The 24629-nt window shown below is 64.7% G+C and carries 21 protein-coding genes; 13 read left to right on the top strand and 8 right to left on the bottom strand.

Annotation, left to right across the window (positions count from 1 at the left end; genetic code table 11):
- Position 1: 1 nt before the first annotated feature.
- The 3 genes from FND50_RS32845 to FND50_RS32835 are packed head-to-tail and all read left to right on the top strand — an operon-like array spanning position 2 to position 2939.
- Positions 2 to 1225 (top strand): acetyl-CoA C-acetyltransferase, encoded by a 1224-nt coding sequence (locus FND50_RS32845; protein WP_144288529.1) that lies wholly within the window; start codon positions 2 to 4, stop codon positions 1223 to 1225.
- A 46-nt stretch (positions 1226 to 1271) separates the two neighbouring features.
- Positions 1272 to 1724: a MaoC family dehydratase gene (locus FND50_RS32840; protein ID WP_054245942.1), complete on the top strand. Its 453-nt coding sequence runs from the start codon at positions 1272 to 1274 to the stop codon at positions 1722 to 1724.
- A gap of 18 nt (positions 1725 to 1742) precedes the next feature.
- Complete coding sequence (locus tag FND50_RS32835) at positions 1743 to 2939, top strand: acetyl-CoA C-acetyltransferase (protein ID WP_144288528.1); 1197 nt, start codon at positions 1743 to 1745, stop codon at positions 2937 to 2939.
- Here the strand turns inward: FND50_RS32835 and FND50_RS32830 are convergent.
- On the bottom strand, positions 2936 to 4372 hold the full coding sequence (locus tag FND50_RS32830) for an MFS transporter (RefSeq protein ID WP_144288527.1): 1437 nt from the start codon (positions 4370 to 4372) through the stop codon (positions 2936 to 2938). The two genes, FND50_RS32835 and FND50_RS32830, sit on opposite strands and share 4 nt — an antisense overlap.
- Entirely contained in the window at positions 4356 to 4784 is a 429-nt protein-coding gene (locus FND50_RS32825; RefSeq protein ID WP_144288526.1) for a MarR family winged helix-turn-helix transcriptional regulator, read from the bottom strand. The genes FND50_RS32830 and FND50_RS32825 overlap by 17 nt, the downstream gene beginning before the upstream one ends.
- A gap of 206 nt (positions 4785 to 4990) precedes the next feature.
- Here FND50_RS32825 and FND50_RS32820 point away from each other — a divergent pair, with 206 nt between their 5' ends.
- Positions 4991 to 8260 (top strand): protein kinase domain-containing protein, encoded by a 3270-nt coding sequence (locus FND50_RS32820; protein WP_144288525.1) that lies wholly within the window; start codon positions 4991 to 4993, stop codon positions 8258 to 8260.
- A 188-nt stretch (positions 8261 to 8448) separates the two neighbouring features.
- Here FND50_RS32820 and FND50_RS32815 read toward each other — a convergent pair whose 3' ends face one another.
- The 3 genes from FND50_RS32815 to FND50_RS32805 all read right to left on the bottom strand — a co-directional run bounded on the left by FND50_RS32815 (position 8449) and on the right by FND50_RS32805 (position 11625).
- Entirely contained in the window at positions 8449 to 8706 is a 258-nt protein-coding gene (locus tag FND50_RS32815) for a cupin domain-containing protein (RefSeq protein WP_186301186.1), read from the bottom strand.
- 281 nt (positions 8707 to 8987) lie between these two features.
- A complete protein-coding gene (locus tag FND50_RS32810) occupies positions 8988 to 9881 on the bottom strand; it encodes an alpha/beta hydrolase (protein ID WP_144288523.1) in 894 nt (297 codons plus the stop codon).
- Positions 9882 to 10272: 391 nt separating this feature from the next.
- Positions 10273 to 11625 (bottom strand): MFS transporter, encoded by a 1353-nt coding sequence (locus tag FND50_RS32805; RefSeq protein WP_186301185.1) that lies wholly within the window; start codon positions 11623 to 11625, stop codon positions 10273 to 10275.
- 222 nt (positions 11626 to 11847) lie between these two features.
- Here FND50_RS32805 and FND50_RS32800 point away from each other — a divergent pair, with 222 nt between their 5' ends.
- The 5 genes from FND50_RS32800 to FND50_RS32780 are packed head-to-tail and all read left to right on the top strand — an operon-like array spanning position 11848 to position 17058.
- The gene (locus tag FND50_RS32800; RefSeq protein ID WP_222105594.1) at positions 11848 to 13440 is read left to right on the top strand and encodes an acyclic terpene utilization AtuA family protein; all 1593 of its coding nucleotides are present in this window, start codon (positions 11848 to 11850) and stop codon (positions 13438 to 13440) included.
- 4 nt (positions 13441 to 13444) lie between these two features.
- The gene (locus FND50_RS32795) at positions 13445 to 13786 is read left to right on the top strand and encodes a hypothetical protein (protein ID WP_144288521.1); all 342 of its coding nucleotides are present in this window, start codon (positions 13445 to 13447) and stop codon (positions 13784 to 13786) included.
- Positions 13787 to 13835: 49 nt separating this feature from the next.
- Positions 13836 to 15020 carry a lipid-transfer protein gene (locus tag FND50_RS32790; protein WP_144288520.1) on the top strand — a complete coding sequence of 395 codons (1185 nt, stop codon included), beginning with the start codon at positions 13836 to 13838 and terminating at the stop codon, positions 15018 to 15020.
- Complete coding sequence (locus tag FND50_RS32785; protein WP_144288519.1) at positions 15017 to 16249, top strand: CaiB/BaiF CoA-transferase family protein; 1233 nt, start codon at positions 15017 to 15019, stop codon at positions 16247 to 16249. The genes FND50_RS32790 and FND50_RS32785 overlap by 4 nt, the downstream gene beginning before the upstream one ends.
- Positions 16246 to 17058 (top strand): SDR family NAD(P)-dependent oxidoreductase, encoded by an 813-nt coding sequence (locus FND50_RS32780; RefSeq protein ID WP_144288518.1) that lies wholly within the window; start codon positions 16246 to 16248, stop codon positions 17056 to 17058. The genes FND50_RS32785 and FND50_RS32780 overlap by 4 nt, the downstream gene beginning before the upstream one ends.
- Positions 17059 to 17104: 46 nt before the next feature.
- Here FND50_RS32780 and FND50_RS32775 read toward each other — a convergent pair whose 3' ends face one another.
- Positions 17105 to 17449 (bottom strand): hypothetical protein, encoded by a 345-nt coding sequence (locus tag FND50_RS32775; protein ID WP_144288517.1) that lies wholly within the window; start codon positions 17447 to 17449, stop codon positions 17105 to 17107.
- Positions 17450 to 17553: 104 nt separating this feature from the next.
- Entirely contained in the window at positions 17554 to 18405 is an 852-nt protein-coding gene (locus FND50_RS32770) for a helix-turn-helix domain-containing protein (RefSeq protein WP_260850788.1), read from the bottom strand.
- Between the two features lie 242 nt (positions 18406 to 18647).
- On the opposite strand from FND50_RS32770, the gene FND50_RS32765 reads away from it, so the two are divergent.
- From FND50_RS32765 to FND50_RS32750, 4 genes are all read left to right on the top strand, one after another.
- Entirely contained in the window at positions 18648 to 19277 is a 630-nt protein-coding gene (locus tag FND50_RS32765) for an SDR family oxidoreductase (protein ID WP_144288516.1), read from the top strand.
- A gap of 80 nt (positions 19278 to 19357) precedes the next feature.
- Complete coding sequence (locus tag FND50_RS32760; protein WP_222105593.1) at positions 19358 to 20290, top strand: alpha/beta hydrolase; 933 nt, start codon at positions 19358 to 19360, stop codon at positions 20288 to 20290.
- 254 nt (positions 20291 to 20544) lie between these two features.
- Positions 20545 to 21435 carry an alpha/beta hydrolase gene (locus tag FND50_RS32755; protein WP_144288515.1) on the top strand — a complete coding sequence of 297 codons (891 nt, stop codon included), beginning with the start codon at positions 20545 to 20547 and terminating at the stop codon, positions 21433 to 21435.
- 157 nt (positions 21436 to 21592) lie between these two features.
- Complete coding sequence (locus FND50_RS32750; protein WP_144288514.1) at positions 21593 to 22543, top strand: helix-turn-helix domain-containing protein; 951 nt, start codon at positions 21593 to 21595, stop codon at positions 22541 to 22543.
- A 9-nt stretch (positions 22544 to 22552) separates the two neighbouring features.
- Here FND50_RS32750 and FND50_RS32745 read toward each other — a convergent pair whose 3' ends face one another.
- Entirely contained in the window at positions 22553 to 24436 is a 1884-nt protein-coding gene (locus FND50_RS32745) for an FUSC family protein (RefSeq protein WP_186301182.1), read from the bottom strand.
- Positions 24437 to 24629 lie beyond the last annotated feature (193 nt).

Genomic DNA, 24629 nt, shown 5'->3' with positions numbered 1-24629 from the left:
CATGTTCGACGCAGTGATCTGTGAACCCGTCCGCACCCCCGTCGGGGGATTCGGCGGCATGTACCGCGATATCCCCGTCACCACCCTCGCCTCGACGGTGTTGAAAGGCCTGATCGAGCGGACGTCGCTCACGTCCGACGACATCGACGACGTCATCTTCGGTCAGGGCTACGCCAACGGCGAGGCTGCGGCCATCGGCCGGATCGCTGCGCTCGACGCGGGACTCGACGTCACCGTGCCCGGCATCCAGCTCGACCGCCGCTGCGGCTCCGGGCTGCAGGCCGTGATCTACGCGGCCATGCAGGTGCAGACCGGGATGAGCGATCTGGTGATCGCCGGCGGCGCCGAGTCGATGAGCCAGACCGAGTTCTACAGCACCGGAATGCGCTGGGGCGTCAAGGGTGCGTCGGTGGAATTCCACGATCGCTTGGCCAAGCCCCGCACCAACTCCGGCGGCATCAACTTCCCCGTCGAGGGCGGCATGATCGAAACCGCGGAGAACCTGCGACACGAGTACTCGATCAGCCGCGAGGAGCAGGACGCGTATGCCGCGGAGTCCCACGCGCGTGCGATCCGCGCCCAGGACGGCGGCCTGTTCGACGCCGAGACGATCCCGGTGACGGTGCCGGGCAAGCGCGGCAAGTCCGACGTCGTCGTCACCACCGACGAGCACCCGCGCCGCGAAGTGACGGCCGAGTCGTTGTCGGCGTTGCGGCCCATCCGGTCACGCGTCGACCCGGAGGCGACCGTGACCGCAGGCAACGCGTGCGGCCAGAACGATGCGGCCGCTGCCGCGATCGTGACCACCCCCGAGAACGCGGAACGTCTGGGCCTGCGTCCGTTCGCCCGGCTCGTGAGCTGGGGCGTCGCCGGAGTGGAGCCGAACCGGATGGGCATCGGTCCGGTGCCGGCCGTCGACAAGGCCCTCACCCGGGCGAAGCTCACCCTCAACGACATCGATCTCCTCGAGATCAACGAGGCGTTCGCAGCGCAGGTGCTGGCGTGCGCACGGGAGTGGAAGTTCGACGAGTCAGACATGCGAGACCGATTCAACGTCAACGGATCCGGAATCTCCCTCGGCCACCCAGTCGGCGCCACCGGTGGTCGCATCCTGGCCAATCTGCTCCGTGAACTGGACCGCCGCCAGGCCCGCTACGGCATCGAGACGATGTGCATCGGCGGTGGGCAGGGTATCGCCGCCGTGTTCGAGAACGTCAACATCTAGCCGTTTCCACATCCGCCCGGTACCGGGCCGACCCGAAAAGAGTGTCATGCGCGTATTCCAGGGAATCGACGACGTCGAATCCGCAGTCGGCGAACATCTCGGCCACAGTGACTGGCTCGAGATCACGCAGGAACGCGTGAACGTGTTCGCCGACGCCACTGGCGACCACCAGTGGATCCACGTCGATCCCGAGCGTGCCGCCCAGGGCCCGTTCGGTGCCCCCATCGCCCACGGCTACCTCACGCTGTCACTGCTGCCGAAACTCGGCGCCGACCTCATGCGCGTCGACGGCGTGAAGCTGGTGATCAACTACGGTCTCAACAAGGTTCGGTTCCCCCAGCCGGTCAAGGTCGGGGCGAAGGTGCGGGCCGGTGGCGAGATCGTGTCGTTCGAGCACACGAAGCAGGGCGCGCAAGTGGTCGTCAAATACACCATCGAGATAGAGGGTGCGGACAAGCCGGCGTGCGTCGCCGAAACAGTCCGCGTCCTGGTTCCCTGAGACACAAGGAAAGAACACATGCGAAGAGCAGCACTGGTCGCCCCGGTCCGCACCGCGGTCGGCCGTTTCGGCGGAGCCCTGCGCGACGTCCCGGCAGAGACGTTGGCCGCCACCGTGATCAAGGAGACCGTGGCGCGGTCCGGGATCGACCCGATCCTCATCGAAGACGTGGTGATGGGCCAGTCGTACGCCAACTCCGAGGCCCCGTGCATCGGCCGGTGGGCGGCGCTCGAGGCGGGACTGCCGATCCGCGTCGCCGGACTGCAGACCGACCGCCGGTGCGGCACGGGCCTGCAGGCCCTCGTGACCGCGTCGATGATGGTGCAGACCGGCGCAGCCGATGTCGTGCTCGCCGGCGGCGTCGAGTCGATGAGTAACATCGAGCACTACACCACCGGGGCCCGCTGGGGCACCCGCGCCGGCTCGCTGAACCTGTACGACCGCCTCGACCGCGGGCGGGAACGCTCCCAGCCGGAATGGCGGTTCGGGAAGATCAGCGGCATGATCGAGACCGCCGAGAACGTCGCGGCACGGTGTGGAATCGGCCGTGAGGAGTCGGACGCGTTCGCCGCCGACAGTCACGCCAAGGCCCACGCCGCTTGGGAGGCAGGCAAGTTCGACGACGAGGTGATCGAAGTCAAGATCACCGACCGGAAGGGCAACGTCTCCGTCGTAGCGCGGGACGAGGGTATCCGTCCGGAAACCACGCCCGAGACCCTGGCACGCCTGCGGAGTGCTCTCAAGGACGGTGTCGTCACTGCGGGCAACGCGAGTCAGCAGAACGACGCGGCGTCGGCGATGCTCGTCGTCGCCGAAGATCAACTCGACGAACTCGGGCTCGAGCCGATGGGTTTCCTCACCGGGTGGTCCGCCGCCGGGTGCGAACCGGCACTGATGGGGCTCGGGCCGGTCGCGGCCACATCCAAGCTGTTCAGCAGGACGGGTGCGAGCTTCGACGACTTCACGCTGATCGAACTGAACGAGGCATTCGCGTGCCAGGTGCTCGGCGTCCTGAAGGAATGGGGATTCGAGGACCGGGACCGCCTCAACGTCAACGGGTCCGGGATCTCACTCGGACACCCGATCGGCGCGACCGGAGCGCGAATGACGACCACCGCGCTGCATGAATTGCGGCGACGTGGCGGCGGCAAGGCGCTTCTCACGATGTGCATCGGTGGCGGGCAGGGAATGGCTGCCGTCGTCGAAGGTGCCTAACCTCCACTGACAGTCGCGTCTGCCGGCTCCGACCTCGGAGCCGGCAGGCGCGACTTCACGTAGTTGACGAGCAATGCGGCGAAGACGACCGCGCATCCGATCGATCCGATGGCGAGTGCGTGCGCGATGCCGCTTTCGGTGGGAAGTAGGTCCGGTGCCAGATTCGCGGCGAGCACTGCACCCGCGACGGCGCTGCCGAAGGAACCGCCGACAGTGCGCAGCACCTGGTTGAAGCTGACGGCGCTGCCGAGTTCGGTGTCGGCGACGCTGCGGGCGATCAGGGCCGGCATGGCCGCGTACGTCATGCCCATTCCGGCGCCGAAGCCCAGCATGCCGACCAGGATTTCCCACAGTGCGTGGTGGGCGGCCCAGAGGAGCATGCTCGAGGCCGTCACGAGGCCCGCGCCGACGAGCAGCAGAGTACGCATGCGGATCCGGTGCGAGACCGCGCGGACGAGTCGGTTCGCGCCGAAACTGGCGACCGACAGCGGGAGCATCACGAATCCGGCCCAGAACAGGGGCATCGCGATGCCGTAGCCGGTCGAGGCGGGTGCCTGGGCGATGAGGCTGCCGATGGAGAGTCCGATGTACATCGCGGCGCCGAGACCGATCGCGGTGCTGTTCGCGACCAGCACGTCACCGTTGCGCAGTACCCGCAGGTTGATCAGCGGGTGTGGGGTGCGCAGTTCGACGAGCGACCACGCCGTCAGCAGCATCGCGGCGGCGGCGAAGAATCCGATGGTCCACGGCGAGCCCCAGCCCCACCGCGAGCCCTCACTGACGGCGACGAGAAGTGACGCGAGTCCGGAGCCGACCAGCAGGGCGCCCGGCACGTCGAGTGTGTTGCGTGGTGCCCGCTCGTCGGGGCCTGCGGGGACGACGCGCCAGACGACGAGGATGGTGGTGATCAGGAACAGGGCCGCGAACCAGAACGCGAAACGGAACCCGAGAAGGTCCGCGAGGATGCCGGTCAGCGGGTACCCGAGTCCGAGGCCCGTCGTCACCGTCACCGACAGGCTGGAGATGCCGAGCCGGGCCTGGTTCTCGGGGAGATACCGGCGGGCCAAAGCGATCGTCACCGGAACGATTCCGTAGGTGAGTCCCTGCAGGGCGCGTCCGATGAGGAAGACGGTGAAGGTGGGGGCGGCGGCCGCGACGATCGAGCCGACCAGGATCGTGGTCAGCGAGCACAGCAGCAGGCGCTTCTTGTGCGGGCCGTCGCTCAGCCGGCCCATGATCGGTGTTGCGACCGCACCGACGAGCAGATTGACGGTGAGCATCCACTGGCCGGTGCTCACCTCGACGTGCATGTCATGGGAGATCGTGGGCACCAGCAGCATGCCGAGTGAACTGACGATGGCGGTGGTCAGGGCAGCGTAGGCCAGGGCCGGCAGTAGCCGGGGGTGCGTGGTGGTCTCAGTCGACGGGCGCATCGTCCACCAGCTTGCGCAGAATCGGGACGATCGAGTCGAGAGTCTTCTTCTCCTCGGCGGTCAGCCGCTCCGCGATCGCCTGCTCCAGCCAATCCAGGCCTTTCGACCGTTCCTGCGCCAGCCGCTCGCGACCGGAGTCGGTGAGTTCGATCCAGATCCGGCGTCGATCCTGCTCGTCGGGTGTCCGCGCGACCAACCCGAGGCTTTCGAGTTCGCGCACGGCGTTGGCGATCGCCTGGGGGCTGATCTTCTCGGCCGTCGCGAGTGTCGACGCGGACGTTTGTCCGTGCTTCGACAGGTACGCGAGCACACCGATCTTGCCGACGGAGATCGTCCTGCCCGCGGTGAGCTGTCGCCATATCGGGCGCAGCGCTTCCCGCAGGACCTGAGCGGTGGCCTCTTCGGTGATCATGAGCAAAGCGTACAACCAGATTGATCAATCTAGTTGACTAAATGGGGAGGCTCACACCGGTCACGCCAGGATCGTCCGCACCCGCCACCGTCGGCGATATCCTCGAAAGGACGCCATCGAGAGGTGAGTCCACGGGAATGTGCGCTGGTCGTGCCGTCGGGACCAGTGTGATGGCCGACGAGCCGACGGGGTGAGCAGACCGTGCGATGGGTGAAGGTGATCCGCTCGACACTCAGCGGTATCCGCCGTCGCCGGCCGTTGAGTTGGCGGGTGCCGGGTTCGGGGATGCGGTGGAGATCGGCCGCGGCGGGTTCGGTGTGGTCTACCGCTGCACCCAGGCGGATCTCGATCGCACGGTCGCGGTGAAGGTACTCACCGTCGACCTCGACGAGGAGAACCGGGCGAGGTTTTTCCGGGAGCAGCGGGCGATGGGACGGTTGACGGGGCATCCGAACATCGTGGGTGTGTTGCAGGTCGGTGCCACCGGTTCCGGTCTTCCGTTCATTGTGATGCCATTCCATCCGCAGGATCCCCTGGACGCGCTGATCCGCCGCGACGGCCCGCTGGCACTGGACCGCGTGCTGCGACTCGGGGTGAAGATGGCCGGTGCCGTGGAGTCGGCGCACCGGCTCGGGATTCTGCATCGGGACGTCAAACCGGCGAACATTCTGCTCACCGAGTACGGCGAGCCCGAGTTGGCGGATTTCGGCATCGCCCACATCAGCGGTGGGTTCGAGACCGCCACCGGTGCGGTCACCGGGTCGCCGGCCTACACCGCGCCCGAGGTGCTCGGCGGTGATCCGCCGAGCCCGGCCGCCGACGTCTACGGCCTCGGCGCGACCCTGTTCAGTGCGCTGACCGGGCATGCCGCGTTCGAACGCCGCGGCGGAGAGCAGGTCGTCGCGCAGTTCCTGCGGATCACCACGCAGCCGGTACCTGACCTGCGTGAGCACGGAATTCCCGACGACGTTGCCGACACGATCGCCCGCGCGATGTCGCGCGAACCCGGTGAGCGCCCGGCCACGGCCGCTGATCTCGGGGAGGAACTGCGCGGGCTTCAACGCGACCACGGACTGCCGGTCGACGAGATGGCGCTGCGCGCAGAAACCGATCCGCAGGAACACGCGCAGCAGGTGACCTCGCGTGGAAGAGTGTCGTCGCCCTCCTCCACGTCGGGCACGACGGGCAGCCTCCCTCTGGAGCTGACGAGTTTCGTCGGCCGCCGACACGAGCTCACCGAGGCGAAGAACCTGCTGGCCGGGTCGCGGTTGGTGACGTTGACCGGGATCGGCGGCGTCGGCAAGACCCGGTTGGCGATCCGGATCGCGGCGGCGGTGCAGCGCGACTACGGCGACGGGGTGCGGCTGGTCGAGTTGGGGGAACTGCGCGACGCATCGTCGCTGGTCGACGCGGTGGCGGCGGCGGTGGGGTTGCGGGATCAGTCGGCGCGGCCGCTGCGTGAGGTGTTGATCGAGTTCCTCGGCTCGCGGGAGGTGCTGGTGGTCCTCGACAACTGCGAGCACCTGGTGGATTCGGTCGCCGTACTCGTCGGTCACGTCCTGCGGGTGTGCCCGCAGGTGCGGGTTCTGGCGACCAGTCGCGAACCCCTCGGCATCGGTGGGGAGGCGGTGCTGCGGGTGCCGCCGCTGACCGTGCCCGACCCCGACCCCGACCGGCAGCCGACCATGCGGGGACTGCCCACCTACGACGCGGTGACCCTGTTCGCCGAGCGCGCCGCGGCGGCGGTTCCCGGATTCGCGCTGACCGAGGAGAACGCGGCGGCGGTGGCGGGGATCTGCCATCGGCTCGACGGGTTGCCGTTGCCGATCGAGTTGGCGGCGGCGCGGTTGCGGGCGATGTCGCCCGAGCAGATCCTCGAGCGGCTCACCGACCGCTATACGCTGTTGACCCGGGGGAGCCGGGGTGCGCCGTCGCGGCAGCAGACGTTGCGGTTGTGTATCGACTGGAGTTTCGAGTTGTGCACCGCCGGTGAGCGATTGGTGTGGGGTCGGGTGTCGGTGTTCGCCGGCAGCTTCGAGCTCGATGCCGCGGAGCAGGTGTGTGGCGAGGGCCTCGACCCGGGCGAGTTGCTCGATACGCTGACCTCGTTGGTGGAGAAGTCGATTTTGATCCGGGAGGAGCAGGGGTCGGGGGTGCGGTTCCGGATGCTCGAGACCCTCCGCGAGTACGGATACGAGAAACTCGAGGAGACCGGCGAGGCGCTGTCGCTGCGGCGTCGGCATCGGGACTGGTACGAGGCGTTGGCGCTCGAATCGGAGGCCGAGTGGATCAGCGCCCGCCAGGTCGAGTTGATCACCAGGCTGAAACGGGAACAACCGAATCTGCGGGAGGCCCTCGAATTCAGTGTCGACGACGACCCCGCCGCCGGACTGCGCACCGCCGCCGCACTGTTTCTGTTCTGGAGCTCCCAGGGTCTCTACAACGAGGGCCGGCGCTGGCTCGGGGACCTGCTCGCGCGGCAGAGCGGCGCACCGACTCGCGAGTGGGCCAAGGGCCTCTACAGTGCCAGCGTGATGGCGAACGTGCAGGGTGACCTGGACACCGGGACGGCACTGGTCGAGGAAGGGCGCGCGCTGGCAGCGCAGACCAGCGACCCCATGATGCGTGCGTTCGTCTCCTTCGCCGACGGAATGCTCGGCCTCCTCAGCGGTGACCTCGTTCGTGCCCGCTATCACCTGGAAACCGCGCTCGCCGAGTTCAGTCGACGGCGTGACCGCACGCTCGAAGTTGCCGCGCTGTACCCGCTCGGCACGGCCTACGGACTGGACGCGTCGTCGGCGCAGGCGATCGAATGCCACGAGCGTGTCCTCGCGATCACGGAAAAGTACGGCGAGAAGATGTATCGCTCACATGCGCTGTGGGCCCTGGGAATTGCCCTGTGGCAGCAGGGTGATGCGGATCGTTCGGTGCAACTACTCGGGGAGTCGCTGGAGCTGACCCGGCAGGTGCGCAGTCCCCGTGTCGTTTCGGCTTGCCTCGCAGCACTCGCCTGGATCAGTTTCGACAGACACGATGCACTCCGGGCTTCCGTTCTGATGGGAGCCGCGGACGGGCTGGCACGAGCGATCGGCAGTTCCGCGGTGATTCACTCCAATCTAATGGTCTACCAGAAGGAATACTTCGAGAAATCCCGGAAGAAACTCGGAGACAAAGCATTCGGGGCCGCCCGACGTAAAGGCGAGCAGCTCGGTTTCGACGCGGCCATCGCCTACGCCCTCCACGAGCAACAGTCCGGACCGCCCGCGCGTGACACGGGGACGTCAACGCGACTGACCAAGCGCGAACACGAAGTCGCCGCTTTGATTGCCGAAGGCCTGACCAATCAGGCCATCGCCGACCGCCTGGTGATCTCACCGCGCACCGCACAAGGGCACGTCGAGCACATCCTGGCGAAGCTGGGCTTCACCTCCCGGACGCAAGTCGCCGCCTGGGTTGTGGAGCAGACGCACGATTAAGGACTGGGAAGAGCTGGGGCATAGAATATTTGGATGTCGGTCACGACGACCTTCGCTCCATCGACGATGAACGTCCGAGCTGTCGCAGGCCCGATCCCGCTCCACTGCCGGTGATGTTGGCTACCACTTGTCGACATGTAGGCCTGCGGAATTCATGCTCCGGAACGTACGGTTCGTACCGCGGCGCGTTACATGTTGGGTTCGAGGGTTTGTCCGCCGACGGTGACTGGCGAGGTCCCGACCAGAACGAACACCGTACGTGCCCACTGGTCGGTGGAGTTACGCCAGAGGTGCATAGTCCCGCGTTGAACGATGCTGTCGCCGGTGGTCAACACCGCCACGTCTTCGCCATCCATCACTGCTTCGAGTTGACCGCTGATCACGACGCCGTAGTCGAGGCTTTGGGTTCGATGGAACGGGAACTCACTGTTCGGCGCCCAATCCACGATTTAGAAGGCGGTTCCGTCCGCAGTCGAGAACGTTTCGATCAACTCCGCTCCATCCCGCGGATCCGTATTGTCGGACGGAAACGTGTCGGTGGCCCACAGCCGTGTCGCAAACGCAGTAGGGGACGCTTCGAACGCTTCGACGAACGAATCGGAAAGGACGACCCGAGCGGCCGTCCGAATCATAACCGGTGACAACACGTCGTGCTTGGTGCTTCATCTTTCGCTTTTCTTCCTGAATGTGAGTGTGAAGTGACCGCACGCAGACAGGGCGTCGGCTGTCAGGCTAACCGCTCGCGGGCCCAGGCGGCGGATTCGGTGATCGTCCGGTCGGCCTCGGGGTCATTGCCTACCGCGAACGTGTGAACATGCTGTCTGCTCGGAGCGATGTCGAGCGTCACCTCGACGCCCGCGGCATCGGCCGCTTCGACGAATTTCCGTATGCCGCCGAGCAGATTCTCGTGCCCGCCCGCCGACAGGTACACCGGGGGGAACCCAGTGAGATCGGCGTATGTCGGGTTGCAGAGCGGGTCCTTGGTGCTGCGATCACCGAAGGCGAGTGAGCCCATCGCCACGATGATGGCCTTGCTCGCGAGTATGTCGTTCTCTTCGTTGACCATCCACTCGCCGTCCCAATCGAGTCCGGGAGAGAAGGTCACCACTGCTCCGGGAGTCGGTAGGCCTTGGGTTCGGAGACTCACGACGAGAGCGAGGGCGAGTGTCCCGCCTGCAGAGTCACCCGCACTGACAATCCGGTTCGGCGCGAAGCCCTGATCGATAAGCCACCGAAACGCCGTGACCCCATCGTCGACCTGAGCGGGATAGGCGTGCTCCGGCGCGCGTCGATAGTCGACGAGGAGGACGCGAGAACCGATTTTTCTTGCAAGGTGACCGGCCATCTTCCGATGCGAGTGAGCGGATCCGGTGATGAAACCCCCGCCGTGGAAGTAGAGGACGACCGTTGTCGGATCGGCGTCCGCCGGAATGCTCCATACGGCGGAGAGTCCGTCGATGTCGACCGACTCGTAGCTGACCCCCTTCGGTTCGGTTGCGACGGTGTGCCATCCCTCCTGCATATCGCGCATGACCTGCACCGACATCTCCGGGTCGGCCTGCATGCGGGCGACCCAATCCAGGTAAAGCGTGCGGAGGGGATCAGCGAACTCAGTCGACATCGTGGGTACCTGACCTTCGTTTCTCGGTCTGTCGAACAATGCGATGCCAGCAGTGGTTCGTGGCACTCACAGAATTCTTGGTGAATTGCGTCCCTAATAATGAGGCTGCCTGACAGTGGGATCAATTGAAGAAATGCGAATCCGCGATTCGAAAAATCTCAATCGATGCCGGACTTGCCCCGGCACTGTCGGAGTTGAAAGACCTCGGCGCTTCGTACCACATGACGTGATGCGTATTCAAAAGAGCTTCAGCGTGAACAGGTCGACCTGATGGGTCAGGTGAAGACGGTTGAAGTTTCCACCAAGTCCTCATTTCGCGTAATTACGCACGATTCCGGCGTACGGGTAACAGATGCCGCATCTGTGGTCCGTCTGCACTGATCAGCACTCCTCATGCCCGGCTGTCGACCAGGTCGTCGCCCTGGGCACTGTCGTTCACCTGTGGATTCCGCGTGCTCGCGGCGAGGACGAGAACCAGTCCAGCACCGACGAGAGAAGGGACCATGAATGCGAGGAGACCTGCGCGCGGCGTCGCGAACAGAGCGCCGAATTGAGGGCCGAGAATCGCACCGATTCGGCCGATGCCTAGGCAGAATCCGATTGCGGATCCCCGAATTGCTGTCGGATAGTGTGCAGCGATCACGCCGTACATGAGCGTGCTGGTGCCAACGGTTCCGACGCCCGCTGCGAAAGCGGCGACGAAGAGGCCGGCCGCACCGAGTTCGGTACCGAACGCAAGCGCCAGCAGAGCGATGGCTCCGAGGAGAAAGTACGGGACTATGGTCCGCGTGGCACCACCCCGGTCGACGAGCAAGGCGCCGACGATCGTGCCCACTACCGCACCGAACTGCAGCATCATCAGCGCCAGCGTGCCCTGTGTTCCACCGAAACCCAACTCCTTGGTCATACTCGGCAGCCAGGTGTTCGGGCCGTAGACGAGAATCTGGCAGCAGAACATGACTGCCGTAAAAATTGCCGTCGCAAACAGGTATCGACGCGACAGAAGGAGTCGTATGCCGCCCTTCGCCTGATCTGCGGTACGGGCGTCTGTCGCATCGAGCTCGATGCCGAACCGGTTGGCGACTGCGCGTGCTTCCTCATCGCGGCCACGCGCAGCAAGGAGGCTCGGCGACTCGGGGAGCGCGAAATACAGGATGGGAACGAGGATGATCAGCGCACCGCCGATGAGGTAGAGGACCCGCCAGTGCTCGGACGGTGGAGTGGATTGTGCGAGCGTATCTGCACCGGGAAGCACGATCAGCGCGACGACCGTGGCGAGGACACCGCCGATCGGGTATCCGGTGAGGGCGATTCCATTGAACAGCTGCTTGCGCCGGGCGGTTGCGAACTCACTGGCCAGCGCCACCGCGGCCGGTACGACGGCACCGAGTCCGACGCCAGAGAGAACGCGGCCGATTCCGAAGACCGTGAAGCTGGGCGCGAACGCACACACCAGGCACAGCAATGAGAACCAGGTGACACCGGCCAAGATCACGGAGCGCCGCCCGACACGGTCGGCGAGAGTGCCCGCGACGAGGAAGCCGACCATCAGGCCGCACAGAGTCATGCTGTGAACGTCCGCCAGTGCAGATTTTTCCAGCCCCCACTGGTGCATTAGCGAGGGCAGAGTTGCACCGAAGACGATCAGGTCGTACCCGTCAGCGAGAATGGTGGCGAAACACAGGGCCAACACCAGACCGGGGCCGCGAGGGGCTGACGCGCTGGGGGCGAGCGAAGTGGGCATGTGCTGCTTTCGTGTCGGGAGAATGAGTGAAAGCCGGAATGTAACTCGACTCACACTCATGAAACATCAAAGGCAGCACCGAATCGACTGAAGAATCTCGAAGTTCGGATTCGGTCCACGGCAATCAGAGGGTCCTTCGGAAAACCTGAATTCGAACTTCGTCAGAAGTCAATTGATCGGCGATTGGGGGAGCCATAAACTCGGCACAAGGTTTTCGCCGCCATGTCGACAGCCGAATGGGTCGAGGTCCTCGGTCGGGCAGACATCCCGGCTATCGCGATGAGCACCCCGGAGATTCTGCTCGACGGCCCTCGCATGAAGGACGACGGCGAGCGACCGCCGGTCCAGTGCGCGGTCGGGTCCGTTGGCCGGGATGACGCCGAGCTCAACGAGTTTCTCGGCGAGCCGGGCCGCGGCCCTCGAGACGACACATTCAGCAATGAAAGAGGACGCAGTATGAAGAAGATTCGCATCGGATCTGGAAGTGGATTCTGGGGCGACAATCTGGACCCTGCGGTCGAGATCGCCAAGCACGGTGACGTGCAGTACCTCGCATATGACTTCCTGGGCGAGCCGACCATCCCCTCCCTGCAGGAGATGCAGCGCAAGGATGCGTCGCGCGGCTATGTCCCGTCGATCCGGGCTGTGGTCCGTGGTGTGCTGCCGATCTGTCTGGAAAAAGGCATCAAGATCCTGACCAACGCGGGTGCTGCCAATCCGCAGGCATGTGCTGACACGATCCTCACCACCGCGAAGGAACTCGGGATCACCAAACTCAAGGTGGGTATCGTCACCACCAACGATGTCCAGGCCAAGGTCGAGGAACTGCTCGACAACGGCGTCCAGTTCACCAACCTCGACAACGGCGACACGGATCTCGGCCGCGTGCGAGACAGGATCGTGGGATCGTATGTCTACTCGGGCGCATACGGTTACGTGGAGGCGCTCGAAGCGGGATGCGACATCATCATCTCCGATCGAGCGACCGACGACGCGGCTATTCTGGCCCCGCTCGTCCACGAATTCGGCTGGAAGTGGGACGAGTGGGACAACCTCGCGATCGGCATCCTCGCCGGGCATCTGATCGAGTGCGGCGCGGCGTGCAGCGGCGGGATCTCGAGTCTGTGGCGCGAGGTGCCCGAGCCCTGGAATATCGGTTACCCGATCGCTGAGGTCAACGAGAACGGCGAGCTGTTCATCACCAAGGTAGACGGCACTGGCGGCGTCATCAACCAGGTCACCCTGACCGAGCACCTCCTGTACGAAGTGCACGACCCGGGCAACTATCTGATGCCTGAGGTGATCACGGATTTCACCAACGTCGAGATGGACGAGGTCGCCAAGGACCGTGTCAAGGTATGGGGCGCCAAGGGCAAGCCACGTCCGGACACCCTCAAGGCGGGCATCGCATACATGGACGGCTTCATCGGCGAGGCCGAGTCGTCGGTGACGTGGCCGGACGCCGTCGAAAAGGCCGAGCGGTCGATCGAGATCATCGAGAAGCGTCTGCAGATGGTAAACCTCGATGCCGAGGAAGTCCGGTTCGACATGATCGGCGTCAACTCCTGCCACTGGTCGGCGTCACCCGCTCCGGACCCGGACATCAACGAGGTCCGTATTCGCGTCGCGGCCAAGTGCACCGAGCGTACAGAGGCCGCGAAGGTAGCTCGCGAATGCGTGATGCTGATGGGCACCGGCCCGATCGGATCGACCGGTCAGCTCAACACTCCGCCGCCGCGCGAGGTTTTCGCACTGTGGCCGACTTTGATTCCGCGCGAGGAGATCTCGCAGACCGTCGAAACTAGGGAACTGTGACCACATGAGCCGTATCCATTTGAACGACATCGCCTACGCCCGCTCCGGCGACAAGGGCGACATCTGCAATATCGCTGTCATAGCCAAGGAGAAGCGTTTTTACCCGCTGATCCTGGAGTACCTGACCGCAGACGTGGTCAAGGACTTCTTCGGCGAGATGGTCAAGGGCGAGGTGGATCGCTACGAGGTGCGCACCCTGGAAGCGATGAATTTCGTTCTGCGCAATGCACTCGGTGGCGGAGCCACACGTAGCCTGCGCGCCGACTTCACCGGCAAGACCATGTGCCAGGCCCTGCTGCGCATCGAGTTCGAGGTCGCCGAGTCCGATCTGCACTCGATGCACTGATCGGTTCGATTTCGTACTGCACAATCGACAAGAGTTCGGAGATCCCGAGATGAGTGACAAAGCGCAAGTTGTCGGCGTCAACATGGTGAAATTCGCCAAGCCCGGCGCAAACGACCCCTACGAGGTGATGGCTGCAGAGGCGATCCGCGGAGCCCTCGCCGACGCGGGAATTGACTACTCCCTGGTACAGCAGGCGTTCGCCGGCTATGTATACGGCGACAGCACCTGTGGTCAGCGCGCGGTGTACTCGGTCGGGATGTCCGGCATCCCCGTGTACAACTTGAACAACTACTGCGCGTCCGGTTCGTCCGCGCTCATGCTCGCCCGCCAGGCAGTCGAGACCGGGATCGTGGACTGCGCGCTGGCGTTCGGATTCGAGGAGATGACACCGGGCGCCCTCGGCAGCGCTTTTCCCGATCGGACGTCTCCGGTGGGCTGGATTCACGAGCGTCGGGTGGAGCTGCATCCCGAGCTGCCGACCGATGCTCCACGTGCGATCCAGGCATTCGGCGCGGCCGGGTGGGAGTACATAGAGCGGTACGGTGCGAATCCGGACATCTTTGCGCGAGTTGCGGTCAAGTCGCGTACCCACGCGAGTAACAACCCATACGCGCTGTTCACCAAGCCACTGACCGTCGATCAGGTGATGGAAGCGCCGACCCTGTTCCCGTATCTGACCCGCTTCATGGCATGCCCACCCACTTGCGGAGCGGCAGCCGCGATCGTGGTCAGCAAGGCCTTCGCTCAACGACACGGACTTACGGGCGCCGTCGAGATAATCGGGCAGTCGATGACCACCGACACCGAGGCCAGTTCGGTTGACCTCATCAACCTGGTCGGCGCCGACATGACGCGCCGTGCGGCGGCAGAAGTGTACGAGTCGGCCGGCGTCGGCCCTGAGGACGTCGACGTCGTCGAGTTGCACGATTGCTTCACGCCGAACGAGGTCATCAGCTACGAAGGCCTGGGCCTGTGCGCCGAAGGTACTGCGGAGAAGCTCATTCTGAACGGGGACAACACTTACGGAGGAAAGTATGTGGTGAACCCATCCGGTGGGTTGATGTCCAAGGGCCATCCGCTGGGTGCGACCGGTCTTGCGCAGTGCGCCGAGCTCGTCTGGCACCTGCGCGGAACGGCAGGAAAGCGACAGGTCGAAAATGCACGGATCGGCCTACAGCACAATATCGGGCTGGGCGGCGCGTGCGTCGTCACGATGTATCGGAGCGTGTCATGACCGCTTCCGGTCCGCTCGACGGCGTGAGGGTCCTCGATCTCACGTCGAACGTGATGGGGCCGTTCGCTTCTCTACACCTGGCGGACATGGGTGCCGACGTGTGGAAGATCGAATCCGGCGGTGGGGACACGATCCGCCGGGTTGGCCCGGCGCGGAATGTGGGGATGAGTTCAAACTTCCTGCATTTGAATCGCAACAAGCGGTCGATCGTGCTCGATTTGAAATCGGAAGGTGGCGCGTCGGTGCTTCGCCGGATGATCGCCGGCGCTGACGTGTTCTTGTACAGCATGCGTCCGAAAGCGATGCGTTCGCTCGGATTCTCCTACGACGACGTGCGCGAGATCAATCCACGGATCGTCTACGCCGGCGCCGTGGGATTCGGACAGAGTGGACCGTATGCGGACCGCCCTGCGTATGATGACCTGATTCAGGCGGCGTCGGGAATGGCTGCATTGCAGAACCGGAAGGTTGGTAGCCCGGAGTTCGTCGCCACCCCGATCGCAGACCGGGTGGTCGGCATATCTACCGCGATGGCTGTCTGTGCTGCGCTCTACCACCGCAACGTGACGGGCGTTGGGCAGGAAGTCCAGGTTCCGATGTTCGAGACGTTCGCCCAGTTGGTTCTCGGGGACCACCTGTGGGGTCACTCTTTCGATCCACCGATTGGCGACTGGGGTTACGCGCGGACGATGAATCCGGACCGTCGTCCGTACCGGACGAAGGACGGGCGGTACGTCGCTGTCAGCATTTACATCGACAAGCACTGGCGGAGCTTCTTTCAGGTCGCGGGTCGTCCGGACTTGGCCGATCATCCGAAATTCGTCGACGTGCACGCCCGCGCCGAGAACATGGAGGAGTTGCTGCGCCTTCTGTCGGATATCTTTTCAACACGTCCGGCAGACGAATGGCTTGCCGATCTGGCGGCTGCGGATGTCCCGGCGATCGAGACGAACACTCCCGCAGGAGCACTCGATGATCCTCACCTGCGGCAGACGGGTTTCTCGTTTGTCGAAGAACATCCGTCCGAGGGCAGGATCAATTCACTTGGCATCCCCCAGGCATGGAGCTCCTGTGCTCCGACGGTCCGACATCCGGCGCCACGGCTCGGAGAGCACTCGGTCCAGCTCTTGCGTGAGGCCGGAGTGAGTGAAGGTGAAATCGGCACGCTCCTCGCATCTGGTGCGGTGACCGGCGAGGTCGGACAGCGCGATGTGGTGGGTGCCCGATGAGTCGGCGAGCGGTGTCGGACCTCAACGGGAAAGTCGCGATCGTCACCGGCGGGTCCGGAGGGATCGGGCGCGGTATCGCCGCTGGATTGGGCGCCCGCGGAGCGACTGTGGTTGTCAACGGGCGCAGCGAGGAGCGAGCTGCGTACGTGGTCGACGAGATCCGTGCGGCAGGCGGCAGTGCGCACTTCCTATCCGGGGATGTCGGGTCACCTGGCGACATGCGGACGTTGGCCCAATCCGTCGTCGAGCGGTTTGGTCGTATCGACATCGTCGTGCCCAATGCCGGGGGGTTCGACGAGCAGGCGCGTGATCCGAAGGTCCGAGGGCCGTTCGCAGGCATCGATCTGGAACGGGTCACGAATTTCGCAGGTCAAGCTTTGCTCGGAAAGCTGGCGGTGGTGCAGGCGTCGGTGCCGTACCTGCGGGAGAACGGTGGGTCTGTGGTATTCGTTACCTCTGAGGGCGGACGTGCACCGACGCCGGGGCAGACGGGCATCGCAGCATTCTCGGCTGGGTTGATTCAGGTGAGCAAGCTGTTGTCGAAGGAACTCTCCAGAGACAGAATCCGAGTCAACTGCGTGTGCGTGACCGTCGTCCGGGACACGCCATCGTGGCAGGCTGCGTTCGATCACGATGACGCCGTCTCCCTGGCGCACCGTCGGCAGTACGAAAAGATAGTCGAGAAGGCGCCGTTTGGTATCGCTTCACCTCCGGATATCGGTGACGTCGTGAGTTTTCTTGCGTCCGACGAATCGATGTATTTGACGGGCGCGGTACTCAGTCCTACCGGAGGGCTCACCCTTCACTGATGGGCACCCGTAGGCCTTCTGATGCTGGTGGGTCGAACCGTGGTGACTAGCGCGACGGACACCGTCGCGCAGGGAGGCGGTCGAGGGTGAGGGCGGCGCCGAGGCCGGCAGCGGTGCCGTTGGCGAGCAGCACATCCGTGTCGTGTAGTGCGCGCAGGTTGATCAATGGATGGTCGGTCCGTAGGTCGAGGAGTTCCCACGACGCCAGGAGAATAGCGGCGCCGACGGAGAATCCGACGGTCCACGGGGACGTCCACCCCCACCGCCCGCCCTCGCCGACCGTGACGAGCAGGCACGCCAACCCTGCTCCGACCAGCAGCGCTCCCCAGATGTCGAAAGGAACCGACAGAGCGTGCTCGTCTGGGCCGCCGGGGACGATGCGCCGCACCACGGCGCAGGCGAGGAGGGTGAGGACGATGCGATAAACGAAAGTATCGCCACCGAGTGCGCACAAAACATGGGTGCCACGGAGCAGGAGTCGGGGCCGGCCGGTAGTCAGTGCTTTGGGCGAAGTGCCATCAGTCGGTCGTGCGAGGTCGTCCCGGCCTTTGCACTCCAGGTGATGAGTTGCTGGTCGGGGTCGCCCACACATGCCAGCGTGTCCCAGTCGAGGGTGATCTCACCGACCTCCGGGTGGTCGAACCGTTTGACACCCCGGTTGCGAATCGCGACCTGATGGTCGCTCCACCAGCGCCTGAAGTCGACGTCCTGAATGGACAACTCCCCGACAAGTTCCGTGAGTCGCGGGTCGTGTGGATCACGCGCGACTTCCATGTGGAGCAGCGCGACGCAGAGCCGACCAGTCTGTTCCCAGTCCGGATAGAGCCGCCGAACCGCGGGATCGGTGAAGACCATTCTCACGTAATTACGTTCGCGCGCAGGCAACTGAGCAAAATCGGTGACCATCAACGCGGCCGCCATCGCGTTCCATCCGAGCACGTCCATCCTCCGGCCGAGAAGCAGTGCCGGCATCGTTGCGAGATCGTCGAGCAGTCGCAGCAGATGCGGTGATGCGCGCTGGGCCTTGCGCTGACGCGGCTGTGCCGGAGGGCGCATCGACAATTCGAGAAGATAGTCACGGCCTGCCCGGTCCAGACGTAACGCGCTGGCGATGGTTTCCAAGGTCGGCCACGGCGCCCCACGGCGCCCCTGCTCGATACGGGCGTAGTAGTCGGTGCTGATCGCCGCCAATGCCGCGACTTCCTCCCGTCGGAGGCCCGGCGCTCGACGGCGCCGGCTGGAGTCCCGGGACAGACCGACATCCTCTGGTTGCAGGGCCAGACGCTTCGTCTTGAGGAAGTCACCGATCTCAGTGCGGCGCTCGACCTGCTCGTTGTGCACGTTCACCTAACGAATGATGGCAAACGAACCTGAACCACGGATAGGGGGACAATTTGTCCCTGGACAAAATTGGCCGCTGTGCCGTCCCATGGAGTGAGGCAACATCGGTGGCGCAGGAACCCACAGAAAAGCGACCGGCACAGTTCGGGAGTTAGCTCGTCTGCTCGTCCCCACCGGAACGCCTCACCCAGGCGACGGGGTTCGTTTGGTGAGGCGGCAGAACACACTCGACCAGGAGGAACATCGTAATGACGAAGGTGCTGATCATCGGCGCCAACGGACGAATCGCACGATGGGCGGTCGAGATGCTCGCCGAGAAGGGAATGGACCTGACCCTGTTCGTGCGTGACGCGAGTCGACTCGCTGGAGCACCCGACACCGCACGGGTCGTCGAGGGCGATGCACGCAACGAGAAGGCAGTGGCCGAGGCCGTGCGCGGTCAGGACATCGTCTACGCAAATCTCGCAGGTGAAATCGACACCCAAGCCGAGCGCATCGTCGCGGCGATGCAGAGCGAGCGGGTGCAACGCCTGATCTTCGTGACCGCTCTCGGTATCTATGACGAAGTACCAGGCCCGTTCGGGCAATGGAATCGACACCAGATCGGCAGCGTCCTGGACACCTATCGCGCGGCCGCCGACACGATCGAGGCGTCCACGCTCGACTACACGATCCTGCGGCCCGCCTGGCTCACCGACAACGACGAGATCTCCTACGAGGTCACACAACGGGATGAACCGTTCAAGGGCACAGAGGTCTCCCGCAAGAGCGTCGCCGCATTGATAGCCGACATCATCGGCTCCCCCGGCAAATGGAGCCGGACGAACCTCGGTGTCGACAAACCGGGCACAGACGGGGACCGGCCCGCGTTCATGTGAACGCCCGCAACCAAACCCGTTCCCCGGTGCGCAATTACGTCACCGAGCAGAACACACGCACATAAGAAAGGCACTCCACAATGACCGACAACATCGAGACCGTGAGCATCAAGGCGCTGTACTGGGATATCGCAGCGGACATTTACTTCCCTCCGGGGTTCGACAAGTCCAACAAGTACCCGGTCGTCATCAGCGCCCATCCCATCGGTAGCTGCAAGGAGCAGACCTCGGGCAACGTCTACGGCACCGCCCTCGCCGCGGAGGGGTTCGTCGTCATCGCGTTCGATGCGAGCTTCCAGGGCGCCAGCGGCGGCGAGCCGCGCTTCATCGAGGACCCCACGTTCCGGGTCCAGGACTTCAGCTACGTCATCGACTACCTGGTCACGCTGCCCTACGTGGACGACGATCGAATCGGCGTGCTCGGAATCTGTGGCGCGGGCGGCTACGCAGTCAACGCCACGATGACCGAGCGCCGGATCAAGGCCCTGGGCACGGTCACGGGCGCGAACTACGGTCGGCTGATGCACGAGTCGTTCACCGGCTACGACCCCATCGGGGCACTCGAGGCCATGGCCGCGCAGCGCACCGCCGAAGCACGTGGCGCAGAGTTGCGGGTGGACGACTTGCTACCGCCTTCTCCGGAGATCGCCGAGGAAAAGGGTCTGACCGAGATCGACGTGTACGAGGCGACCGAGTACTACCGCACCGACCGCGGACAGAAACCGCACGGTCTCAACCGATCGCTGTTCTCCCACCAGGCCACGGCAGTCGGTTGGGATGCTTTCAACCGCGCCGAGGTGCTCCTGACCCAACCGATGTGCATTGTGGTCGGTGACAAACCCGGCGCGTTCGGGGCATACCGCGACGGCCTGGAAATCATTCGGCGCGCAGCATCAAAGGACAAGGAACTCGTTGTGGCCGAGGGATTCTCGCACTACGACCTCTACGACAAGCCCGAACCCGTCAAGATCGCCCTCGACAAGCTGATCCCCTTCTACAAGAAGCACCTCTGAAATTGACCCGGGGTGGGTTATCGATGCCCGAGACGGCAACCCACCCAGTTTCTAATCCAACCAAAATCACCTGACCTCGACGGGCGCTTCCCCGCGACCGGGTGAGTGCACAAGCGATGCCTGGAGTGGCCTCGTTCCCCGCGCGTGGAGTACTTACTGCACGAGCGGGGAACGAGGCCAGCACTGCACTGCACTGCGCTTCTTCGCGGTACGCCTCTGAGTTCCACTACTGCCACCCCCGCAAGGAGATCTCCATGACAACCCCTTCGCCAGAGACGATCGCCGCGAACCTAGCGCAGGGTCTCGCCTACACCAGGCGCACCCCGATCATGAGACGGCCCGACCAGTACGGTCTCACGTACGAGGACGTCTTCTTTCCCGCACAGGACGGCACCCCGCTCGAGGGCTGGTTCATCCCAGCCGACTCCGACAAGCTCGTCATCGCCAACCACCCTATGCCCGGGAACCGCTACGGCTACCCCGGTCATCTGAAGGAGTTCAGCACCCCGTTCGCCGACTTCGAGGTCAACTTCCTGCCCGACTACAAGAATCTCCACGACGCCGGCTACAACGTGCTCGCGTACGACCTGCGTAACCACGGCCACAGCGGCGCCGCGAACGGCGGGATCGGCCTCCTCGAATACCGTGACGTCATCGGCTCCCTGCACTACGGGCGCACTCGCCTGGGCATCGACAATTCGCACATCGGCCTGCTCAGCCGCTGCCTGGGCGCGGACTCCACGATTGTGGCCATGTCGAAGCACCCCGAGGAGTTCGAGGGTCTACGGGCCATGGTGGCGGTCCAGCCGGTGTCGGTGCGGCCCATGATCGAAGTGGCGACCAGCGGCATGCCCGGTGGGGTCGAGATGGTCGCACAGGAGATCAAGAAGCTGACCAGCTTCGAGCTCGACGAGTTGTCTCCGCTTGGCTACGCGAAGGACGTCACCGCACCGACGCTCGTGGCGCAAGTCCGCCACGACTCCGCCACCCGCCCCGACGACGTGCAGGGGATCTACGACAACCTGGGCACTGCCGACAAGCGGCTGCACTGGATCGAGGGAACCACCCGCCGCTTCGACGGTTACAACTACTTCCCCGAGAACCCCGAGCAGATGCTCGACTGGTTCAATGCCCACTTCGCTTGACGGGCTTCGGTTCGATACCCTCCCCAACTGAAATCGACTGCTCGCGTTGGAGAATGGTCACACCGATCGGAATCAACCGTCGGAGCACGCTCACCGGCGCCGCCCAACGGACAATGACGGAACGAGCAACGACGCCGAACGTTCTAACGTGGTAAATGTGAATCTGCCGAAAGATATGAAGGAGTTCCTGGTCAGCCGGCGAGCGAAAGTGACGCCGGATCAGGTCGGGTTGCCCTCCGCCGGGCGCCGGCGAGTGCCCGGCCTGCGTCGCGAAGAGGTCGCCACGCTGGCGGGGGTCAGCCCGGACTACTACGTGCAGATCGAGCGTGGCCGCGCGGGCGATGTCTCGGACTCGGTCTTGTATGCGATCGCAGGGGCCCTGCTGCTGAATGAGACGGAGATCGTGCATCTGTTCGATCTCGCGCACTCGCACAATCGGCACCCTGTCCGACGGCCCGAGCCCGGCACAGAACGCCTCCCCGATGGGGTACAGACGATGATCGATCACCTGGTCGGCGCGGCCGCGGTGGTGCAGAACCGACGACTGGACCTCGTCGCGGCCAACGACCTCGGCCGAGCGTTGTACTCCGACCTGTATGAACATCACCAGCAGCCGAACCTCGCCCGATACGTGTTCTCCGACGACCGTGCGAAAGAGTTTTACCAGGACTGGGATACGACGGCTGACTTCGCGGTGTCGATCCTGCGTGCCCATGCCGGTAAACCACCGTGCGACCGGAACCTCACCGACCTGATCGGTGAACTCACCGCCCGCAGCGAGGAATTTCGGACACGCTGGGCCGCACACGATGTCCGATCTCACCAACGTGGCAGCAAACGCCTGCGCCATCGGCTCGTCGGCGACCTGAACCTCCACTACGAGGGCCTCGAGATCCCCGGGACAACCGGCCTCACGCTGTTCTGCTTCACCGCCGAACCAGGCGACTCCGCCACGAAGGATTCCCTGCTCGTTCTCGCCAGCTGGGCGAAGACATCACCCGCCGAGGACGACAAGGGCACAGCGCAGACGCTGCAGGGTCGCCGCGAGTCACACCAGGCTCGACACGGTGCATCACTTGACACGCCGCACCGTCGAATTGGACGGTAATTGGGTTGCCTACACGCTGAGGCGGCTGAGTTGTTTCGCCAGGGTCGCGCCCAGCACGGATATCGATTCGGTGGCCTTGGCGAGGGCAATCTGCAGATCCGGGTCGGGCACGGGGTGGTCCTGCCGCCGGTTCGGAACCGGGCGAGCCGGATCTGCAGGCCGCACGGATTTGTGTAGCTCGATTGGGTCCGCCAGGTCCCTGAGCTTGTACGCGAGTAATGCCATCTCTTGCCGCAGCTGAGGGCCGCTGCCCCGGTCCGAGCCGGGAGTGAGAGCGCCCAGGACCGAAACCTGCCGCCCGATCTCGACGACAGCCTGGGCGGCCCGCGCAATGTCGTCATTCGTCCAGCGTCCGGCCTTGTCGTCGGGCTCGAATTGGGCCTGGTCCGCGGCCTCGACGATCTCGAGTCGAGCCAACCTACTGCGCACGGTCGCCCTGGCGACCTCGAGCCGGTGGTTCTCCTGCGGCTGGGCCGATAGCCGATCGAGCGCGTCGAGGCGATCCGCTTCGGCTCGCGCCCATACCGCGAGCAACTCGCTGAGCCGCTTGCGCTGGTAGGTGGGCGCGAGCACGTACGCGGCGAATGCCAGAGCGCAGCCGATGACTGTCTCGGCGCCGCGGGTCACCGCCCCGAGTGGACCGACCGTCAATGCCGAAATCCAGGCCACGACCCACAGCATGGTCCAGGGCTGGCCGCAGCTGCGGAATGCGAGATAGCCGAGGAACAGCGTGATGAGCGTGACGGTTTGCAGTATCGGATCCGGGGGGAGGAACGACAACGCAAGGCCGACGGCGGCGCCGGCGAGCGTACCGACGGTACGGCCGATGCCGCGCGCAAAGGTCTCTCCGTAATCGGGGAACAGGATCAACACCACCGCAACGACAACCCAGAAGCCGTGTCCGTGGAGCAGCACCTGCGTACCGACCCAGGCGCCGATCGCGACACCGATCACCTGGCCGATCACACCGGTGACCGCGAGCCGCAACGCGTGATGGCCGATCGGCGACGCCGGATGCAATTCGTCACGGACGAGTTCCAGCGAGGTCGGTGGCCGACGCTCATCCGACGGGACCGGGGTCGGGGCGCCGGCGATGGTCCGCGCCGCGGTCGTGATCGCGTCGATCAGCCTGCGCTGCAGTCGGTCCTGCCCGGCTGTCACGGACAGATCCGACGGGAGAAGTTCGGGTCGGCGGCGCCGGATGGCGCCTCCGATCGCGTGCAGATGCTCGGACACAGCTGCTCTCCAGCGGGCGGTCATATCGTCGCCCCGATTGTTCACAGCCTTGAGCAGTTGGGCTATTTTTTCCCCGCGCTCGACGAGTTCGGTGAGGTGGTCGATTTCGCGGTGGCGGCGCCCGTGGAGCAGGGCGAGGCTTCGGTCGGCAGCCAGTAGCGCCGGGCCGTAGGGCCCTCCGGAGGCCAACGCGTCGTAGAGCGACGCGACGGCGCGGCGTTGCACCGCATGGCGGGGCTCGTATGGCGGGAGCAGTTGTGCCATGAGCATGACGGCGACGCCGACCGCGAACAGTGTGAGTTCACGGGCACCGACCGGCAGGGACGGGGTGATCTCGGCGAAGGCGACGAAGATGATCGTGACGACGAGGACCCGCATGCTGATGCTCAGCGCCACTACACGCAGGATCCCGGCCGTGAACAACCCAATGAAGAGCATGGGGAGGACGAGCCACCACAGCCCGTGTACGAGGATCCCGGCGGCCGCGGCGAAGATCTCGGCTGTTCCGGTGAGGACGGCCGCTCCTAGACGTGAGCGGTTGTGTGGCATCAAGGATGCGACGCCCCCGAGAAACGCACCGACACAGATCAGGACCTGCTCTTCGAAGTCGTGCAGGAAGTAGCCGCCGATCGCCGCGACGATCATGCCGACTGCCACACGCAGCAGACGGGCAGGATCCTGAAGGGGCGGACCGGGCTTGAGCCCCCGTAGCGCAGCGCGGCCGAGTGCCTCGCGGTGCCTCACATGCCGCCTGTCGGTGGCGTCTTCCGGCCGTTCCGAACCTCTCATGAGGTGTTTTCGCACTGTTCGTCCTTCGCAAGGATGCCCTCTTCTCCGGGATCCGTCCGGT

It is taken from the genome of Rhodococcus sp. WB9, assembly GCF_007558985.1.
Classification (GTDB): Bacteria; Actinomycetota; Actinomycetes; order Mycobacteriales; family Mycobacteriaceae; genus Rhodococcus_F; species Rhodococcus_F opacus.
Note: the sequence above shows the minus strand (reverse complement) of the source record. Positions and strands in the feature narration are given on the sequence as shown.